Annotated in this window: 6 protein-coding genes and 1 pseudogene (1 of these 7 cut by a window edge); 5 read left to right on the top strand and 2 right to left on the bottom strand. The window is 67.5% G+C overall.

The window, feature by feature from the left end; translation table 11 throughout:
* A partial coding sequence (locus B2R83_RS08535) for a 2-oxoglutarate dehydrogenase E1 component (RefSeq protein ID WP_292040117.1) occupies nt 1-2,693 on the bottom strand: 2,693 nt, incomplete at its 3' end.
* Between the two features lie 288 nt (nt 2,694-2,981).
* On the opposite strand from B2R83_RS08535, the gene B2R83_RS08530 reads away from it, so the two are divergent.
* From B2R83_RS08530 to B2R83_RS08510, 5 genes are read left to right on the top strand one after another with little or no spacing between them, the layout of a single operon-like run.
* Entirely contained in the window at nt 2,982-3,650 is a 669-nt protein-coding gene (locus B2R83_RS08530; RefSeq protein WP_292040116.1) for a PepSY-associated TM helix domain-containing protein, read from the top strand.
* A 24-nt stretch (nt 3,651-3,674) separates the two neighbouring features.
* Nucleotides 3,675-4,187, top strand: a complete 513-nt coding sequence (locus tag B2R83_RS08525) for a DUF2271 domain-containing protein (protein ID WP_292040115.1) — start codon at nt 3,675-3,677, stop codon at nt 4,185-4,187.
* A 25-nt stretch (nt 4,188-4,212) separates the two neighbouring features.
* Nucleotides 4,213-5,034 (top strand): DUF4198 domain-containing protein, encoded by an 822-nt coding sequence (locus B2R83_RS08520; RefSeq protein ID WP_292040114.1) that lies wholly within the window; start codon nt 4,213-4,215, stop codon nt 5,032-5,034.
* A gap of 15 nt (nt 5,035-5,049) precedes the next feature.
* A complete protein-coding gene (locus B2R83_RS08515; protein WP_292040113.1) occupies nt 5,050-6,069 on the top strand; it encodes an FAD:protein FMN transferase in 1,020 nt (339 codons plus the stop codon).
* On the top strand, nt 6,066-7,412 hold the full coding sequence (locus B2R83_RS08510; RefSeq protein ID WP_292040112.1) for a sulfite reductase subunit alpha: 1,347 nt from the start codon (nt 6,066-6,068) through the stop codon (nt 7,410-7,412). Before B2R83_RS08515 ends, B2R83_RS08510 begins: the two co-directional genes overlap by 4 nt.
* Nucleotides 7,413-7,516: 104 nt before the next feature.
* Here the strand turns inward: B2R83_RS08510 and B2R83_RS08505 are convergent.
* A pseudogene (locus B2R83_RS08505) lies at nt 7,517-7,522 on the bottom strand (KGG domain-containing protein) (its annotated part continues 234 nt past the right edge of the window); the annotation flags it as partial.

Below are 7,522 nucleotides of genomic sequence, written 5' to 3'. Positions count from 1 at the left end.
TCCTGCACCCACACCACTTCGGTCGCGTTCGGGTACTTCTTCAGTTCGGCGGCGAACGACTTGTGCGGGAACGGGTACATCTGTTCGATACGAACGATGGCGACATCGCTGACGCCGCGGGTCTTGCGTGCGTTGACCAGGTCGTAGTAGACCTTGCCCGAGCAGACCTGCACGCGCTTGACCTTGGATGCGTCGATCTTCTCGTCCACTTCGCCGATGACGGTCTGGAAGCCGCCCTTGGCCAGGTCGGTCAGCGGCGAGCCGGCGTCCTTGTTACGCANNGGGGGGGCGGGGGGGGAGCCGGCGTCCTTGTTACGCAGCAGCGACTTCGGCGTGAAGATCACCAGCGGCTTGCGGAACTGGCGCACCATCTGGCGGCGCAGCAGGTGGAAGATCTGGGCGGCCGTGGTCGGCTGCACCACTTGCATGTTGTTGTCGGCGCACAGCTGCAGGAAGCGCTCGATGCGTGCCGACGAGTGCTCCGGACCCTGGCCTTCGTAGCCGTGCGGCAGCATCATGGTCAGGCCCGAGGCGCGGCCCCACTTCACTTCGCCCGAAGCGATGAACTGGTCGATGACGACCTGGGCGCCGTTGACGAAGTCGCCGAACTGGGCTTCCCAGATGGTGAGCGTGTTCGGTTCGGCGGTCGAGTAGCCGTACTCGAAGCCGAGCACCGCTTCTTCCGACAGCACCGAGTCGATCACGGTGAAGTTGGCCTGGTTGTCCGAGACGTTGGCCAGCGGCAGGTAGATGCCCTGGTCCCAGCGCTCGCGGTTCTGGTCGTGCAGCACGGCGTGGCGGTGCACGAAGGTGCCGCGGCCGGCGTCCTGGCCCGACAGGCGCACTGCGTAGCCCGAGGACAGCAGCGAGGCGAATGCCAGGTGCTCGCCCATGCCCCAGTCGAGGTTCATCTCGCCGCGGCCCATGGTGGCGCGGTCGTTCAGTACCTTCTCGACCAGCGAGTGCGGCTTGAAGCCTTCCGGCACCTTGGTGATGCGTTCGGCCAGGCGCTTCAGTTCGGCCAGCGGCACCGAGGTATCGCAAGCGTCGGTCCACTTCTTGTTCAGGAACGGCGCCCAGTCGACGGCGTACTTGCCCTTGAAGTTGGTCAGCACCGGATCGACGGTGTGCTTGCCGGCGTCCATCGCGGCGCGGTACTCGGCGACCAGCTGGTCACCGGTTTCCGGCGGCACGGTGCCCTGGGCAGCCAGCTTCTCCGCGTACAGCTTGCGGGTGCCCGGATGCTTGGCGATCTTCTTGTACATCAGCGGCTGGGTCAGGGCCGGGGTGTCCTGCTCGTTGTGGCCCAGCTTGCGGTAGCAGACGATGTCCACGACCACGTCCTTGCCGAACTCGGTGCGGTAGTCCATCGCGATCTGCGAGGCCAGCACGACCGCTTCCGGATCGTCGGCGTTCACGTGCAGCACCGGCGCCTCGATCATCTTGACGACGTCCGAGCAGTAGATGGTCGAACGGGCGTCGCGCGGGTCCGAGGTGGTGAAGCCGATCTGGTTGTTGATGACGATGTGGACGGTACCGCCGGTGCCGTAGCCGCGGGTCTGGGCCAGGTTCAGGGTTTCCATGACCACGCCCTGGCCGGCGAATGCGGCGTCGCCGTGCACCAGGATCGGCAGCACTTCCTTGCCCTTGCGGTCGCCGCGGCGTTCCATGCGCGCCTTGACCGAACCTTCGACGACCGGGTTGACGATCTCGAGGTGCGAGGGGTTGAAGGCCAGCGACAGGTGGACCGGGCCGCCCGGGGTCGAGATATCGCTCGAGAAGCCCTGGTGGTATTTCACGTCGCCTGCCGGCAGGTCGTCGGCGTGCTTGCCTTCGAATTCTTCGAACAGGTCGGCCGGGCTCTTGCCCAGGGTGTTGACCAGCACGTTCAGGCGGCCGCGGTGGGCCATGCCGATGACGATTTCCTGCACGCCCTTTTCACCGGCGCGCTGGATGACTTCGTCGATCGAGGCGATGAAGGATTCGCCGCCTTCCAGCGAGAAGCGCTTGGCGCCGACGTACTTGGTGTGGAGGTAGCGTTCCAGGCCTTCGGCCGCGGTCAGGCGCTCGAGGATGTGCTTTTTCTTTTCGCCGGTGAAGGTCGGGGTCGAGCGGATCGACTCCAGGCGCTCCTGCAGCCAGCGCTTTTCGGTCGGATCGCTGATGTACATGAACTCGGCGCCGATCGAACGGCAGTAAGTATCACGCAGCATGTTCAGGATGTCGCGCAGCGGCGCGGTTTCTTTCCCGAAGTAGGTATTGCTGATGTTGAAGACGGTGTCGAGGTCCGCTTCCGTGAAACCGTAGAAGGCCGGGTCGAGTTCCGGCAGCGGCGGACGTTCCTGGCGCTGCAGCGGGTCGAGGTTGGCCCAGCGCGAGCCGAGGTAGCGGTAGGCGGCGATCAGCTGGGTGACGGCCACGCGCTTGCGGCCCATTTCCGGGTCCGACGAGGCGCTGATGGTGCGGATCGGGCCCTGCTTCGCGCGTTCCGCGAACGAGGCGACGACCGAGGAGTGGACCACGTCCGGGCGGCTGGAGCCGTCCACTGCGGGCACGTGCTGCATCTGGTCAAAGTAAGCGCGCCAGTTTTCCGGGACCGAACCCGGATTGTTCAGGTACGCTTCGTACAACTCTTCCACGTAGGGCGCATTACCGCCGAACAGGTACGAGTTCGCATTCTGTTGCTGCATCATTCTTGCTCACCTTTCTTCGCGCTTCGCGAGTATGGGGCGGGTTAATCTAACCTTCCGCGACACGGCCTGACCGGTTAGCGGATCGCACTTACTTCTCAAGTTGTGGGGGAAGGACGTCGTTCTGTGCACCAAGCAAGGCAAACAGGCCTCCTGCTGCCTTTTGGCGCACAGTATTGTAACGCAAGCTTCCGAGCAAGGCAGAGCGTTCAACAAGAAATGTTTTATTTCTATTTGTAAAGCCACACGGAGCGGGTTGACCAGGTAAATGATAATCGTTATCATTTAATGATGAGCCCAACCGGACCGACCACTTCCGCATCCGCAGCACCCAAGGCCCTGCCCAGCGCGGGTCGCGCCGTCTATTTGAAGCAGCTGCACCAGTGGCACTGGATCAGCTCCGCCATCTGCCTGATGGCGATGCTGCTGTTCAGCTTTACCGGCCTGACCCTGAATAATGCCAGCCTGATCGAGGCCGAGCCGCGCGTCACCCGCCTGAAGGCCAGCCTGCCCGAGCCCCTGCGCGCCCAACTCGCGACATTCGCCGCCGAGCATGCCGACGCCGAAGTGCCGCTGCCGAGCGAGATCGCGGACTGGGCCAATGCCGCCTTCCCGGTCGAGGCGCGCGGCAAGCGCGCCGAATGGAGCGAGGAAGACGCCTACCTGGCCCTGCCCCGCCCCGGCGGCGACGCCTGGCTGCGCATCGCCGCCGACGGTTCGGCCGAGTACGAGCGGACCGACCGCGGCTGGATCTCCTGGCTCAACGACATGCACAAGGGCCGCAATACGGGCCCGGTGTGGAGCTGGTTCATCGACATTTTCTCGGTCGCCTGCGTGGTGTTCTGCATCACCGGCTTCCTGATCCTGAAGTACCACGCGGCCAAGCGGCCGTCGACCTGGCCGGTGGTCGGTTTCGGCATCGTGCTGCCGATCGTGCTGGCCCTGCTGTTCGTTCATTGAATCCCCCCATTGAGAAGACCAAGAATGAAACTGTCCCATTCGCTCCTCCTGACCCTGCCGCTTGCATCGAGCTGGGCCGTGGGCGCCGACCTGTCGGTCAAGTTCGAGCTGCCGCGCCTGAACGTGGCCGAATACCACAAGCCCTATGTCGCGATCTGGATCGAGCGCGCCGACCAGACGGTCGCATCGAACCTGGCCGTGCTGTACGACCTCAAGTTGAAGAACCGCGAAGGCGAGAAGTGGCTGAAGGACCTGCGCACCTGGTGGCGCAAGGCCGGGCGCGAAGCCACCATGCCGATCGACGGCGTGAGCGGCGCGACCCGTCCGCCGGGCGCCCACACCATGAAGTTCGACGGCGCGCGCCATGGCCTGGACAAGCTCCCGGCCGGCGACTACACGCTGGTGGTCGAGGCCTCGCGCGAATCGGGCGGGCGCGAAGTGGTCAAGCTGCCCTTCAACTGGGCCGGCAAGGGCAAGGTCGCGGCCAGCGCGGCGGGCAAGGACGAACTGGGGGCCGTGTCGCTCCAGATCCAATAACGCATCAAGAACAGGAGAACACACCATGCAACAACCCCGCTTCACCAAAGCCGCCCTGCTCGGCCTGATCCTCGCCGGCATGTCCTTCACGGCCCAGGCGCACGACGCCTGGCTGCTGCCGAACAGCACCATGGTCGACGCCAAGGAAGCCTGGGTCACGCTCGACGCCGGCATCTCGAACCAGCTGTTCGAATTCAACCACGCCCCGCTGCGCCTGGACAACCTGACCATCACCGATCCGGACGGCGCGACCAGCAAGGCCACCGGCGCGGTGCTGGGCAAGTACCGCAGCACCCTCGACCTGCGCCTGCCGAAGGACGGCACCTACCGCCTGTCCATCGTCAACAACAACGTGATGGGCAGCTACAAGCTGAACGGCGAGACCAAGCGCATCCGCGGCCCGCAGGGCAGCCCGCAGGTACAGGTGCCGGCCGGCGCCACCGAGGTGCAAACCACCAACGTGCACACCCGCCTGGAAACCTTCGTCTCGGCCAACAAGATGAACGAGACCGCCCTGAAGCCGAGCGGCGTCGGCCTCGAGCTGATCCCGGTCACCCACCCGTCCGACCTGCGCGTCGGCGAGCCGATCCGCGTGCGCTTCCAGCTCGACGGCAAGCCGGTGGCCAGCATGCCGTTCAGCGTGGTGCCGGGCACCGCCAAGTACCGCGGCTCCTCGGGCGAGCAGCGCCTGACCACCGACGCCAAGGGCGAAGCCAGCTTCACCGTGGCGGCGCCGAACATGTACTACCTGAGCGCGGCCGTGCCGCACGGCGAACGCGGCGCCCCGCAGCAGCCGGGCGCCAAGCGCTACACCTACGCCGCCACCTTCGAAGTGCTGCCCCAGTAAGGACGGCAGGCCGGCATGCAGAACCTGCGCAGCGTCCTCGTTCCCTTCGAGATCGACATGGCACTCCCTCCGGCGGGCAGCGTGCTGCGCAAGGCGGCGGGCCGTTCGATGGGCACCACCTGGTCGGCGCAGATGCTGGTGCCGCCCGGGGCGGCCCAGGGCCTGGAGGCCGCCCTGCAGCGCGAGCTGGACGAGATCGTCGCGCAGATGAGCCATTGGGAAGAAAGCTCCCTGCTGGCGCGCTACAACCGCGCGCCAGCAGGGAGCTGGCATGCGCTGCCGCCGCAGTTCTACGACGTCGTCGATCTTGCGCTGCAGGTCCATGAAGACACGGCCGGCGCCTACGACCCGGCCGCCGGGGCGCTGGTCAAGCTGTGGGGTTTCGGTCCGACCGGCCGCCACGACGGGGCCGGTTTCCAGCTGCCCTCCCCCATCGAAGTCGCCAGCACCCTGGCGCGGCGCGCCAGGGCCGCTCCCCAGCTCGACCGCGCGGGCCGCCGCCTGCTGCAGCCGGGCGGCGCCGTCCTCGATTTCTCCTCGATCGCCAAGGGCTACGGCGTGGACCGCCTGGGCCTGTGCCTGGAGCGCCTCGGCGTGCGCCACTACCTGGTCGAAGTCGGCGGCGAGCTGCGCGGCGCCGGCATGAAGCCGGGCGGCGAGCCCTGGTGGGTCGAGATCGAAGGCGTGCCCGATGCGGCTGCGGCTGCGGCTCCGCAGGCCATGGTGGCCCTGCACGGGCTGGCGGTCGCCACTTCGGGCGACTACCGCAGCTACTTCGAGCACGGCCGGCAGCGCGCTTCGCACACGATCGACCCGAGCACCGGCCATCCGATCGCCAACGGCGTCGCTTCCTGTACGGTCGTGGCGGGCAGCTGCATGGTGGCCGATGCGCTCTCCACCGCGCTGACCGTGATGGGCGTCGATGCGGGACTGGCCTTTGCCGATGCGCGCGGCATCGCGGGGCGCTACCTGGTTCGCCACGAGGGTGGGTTGCGCGAGCATACCAGCGCCGCCTGGCGCGAGCTGCTGAAATGATGCTCACCATCGATCCGGTGCGCTGGGGCAGCGCCCTTGCCCTGTCGGGCGGCTACCTCGCGATGTGCTTCGCGTTCTGGCGTGCCCGCGCCGGCGCCCGCAAGGCCACCGCCACGGGCGAGGCCGACTGGCTGGTGGTCCACGCCAGCCAGACCGGCGGCGCCGAATACCTGGCGGAACAGACCGCGGCCACCTTGACGACGGGCGGCCTGTCGGCGCGCGCGGCCTGCATGTCGGCGCTCGACCCGGACACGCTGTCGAAGGCCGGCCGCATCCTGTTCATCGCCAGCACCTATGGCGAGGGCGACGCCCCCGACAGCGCCGCGCGTTTCGCCGGCGTGACCATGGGTGCCGGGCTCGACCTGTCGCAGCTGCATTACGCGGTGCTGGCGCTGGGCGACAGCAGCTATACCAATTACTGCGGCTTCGGCCGCGCGCTGGACGGCTGGCTGGCCGCGCACGGCGCGACGCCGCTGTTCGAGCGCATCGACGTCGACCGCGGCAACCCCGCCGCGCTGGCCGCATGGCAGCACCACATCGGCCGCCTGGCCGGCACCAGCGACGCACCGGACTGGGAAGCCCCGAGCTACGGCGAGTGGCGCATCGCAGCGCGCGAGCTCGCCAATCCGGGCAGCGCCGGCGCCCCGCTGTACCGCATCGCGCTGGTGCCGCTTGATGCCGCGCTGCCGGCGTGGGAGGCCGGCGACCTGGCCCAGGTCAGCGCCCCGGCCGATCCGGAACATCCGCGTGAATATTCGATCGCGTCCCTGCCTTCCGAAGGCCGGCTGGAACTGCTGGTGCGCCTGCAGCGGCGCGAGGATGGCAGCCTGGGCGCGGCATCGGGCTGGCTGTGCGAGACGGCTTCGCCGGATGAGGTGATCCGCCTGCGCATCCGCACGCACGCACGCTTCCGCCTGAACGGCAATGCGGCACGTCCCCTGATTGCGATCGGCAACGGCAGCGGGCTGGCCGGGCTGCGCGCGCTGCTCAAGTCGCGCATCGATGACGGGAAAGGCGACAACTGGCTGCTGTTCGGCGAACGCAATGCTGCCCACGACTTCCTGTGCCGCGACGAGCTGCAGGGATGGCTGGCCTCGGGCGGCCTGGCCCGGCTCGACCTCGCCTTCTCGCGAGACCAGGCGGCGCCGCGCTATGTGCAGCACCTGGTGCGCGAGCATGCCGCAGCGCTACGCAGTTGGGTCGACCAGGGCGCGGCGATCTACGTGTGCGGCAGCCTGCAGGGGATGGCGGGCGGCGTGCACGAGGCGCTGACGGAAGTCTTGGGCGCGGAGACGCTGGATGCGCTCACGGCCGAAGGACGCTACCGCCGCGATGTCTATTGATAATGTAGGGTGGGCAGGTTTCCTGCCCACGCGGCGATAGGTAGTGGCTCCGCTTTCGTGCCGGATGATCTTGCTGCCGTCTACCACCGCGTGGGGGGGGGGGGGCCCCC

It is taken from the genome of Massilia sp. UBA6681 (genome assembly GCF_002454935.1).
GTDB classification, from domain to species: domain Bacteria; phylum Pseudomonadota; class Gammaproteobacteria; order Burkholderiales; family Burkholderiaceae_D; genus Telluria; species Telluria varians.
The sequence above is the reverse complement of the archived record's forward strand: the minus strand, read 5'-3'. Positions and strand labels throughout refer to the sequence as shown.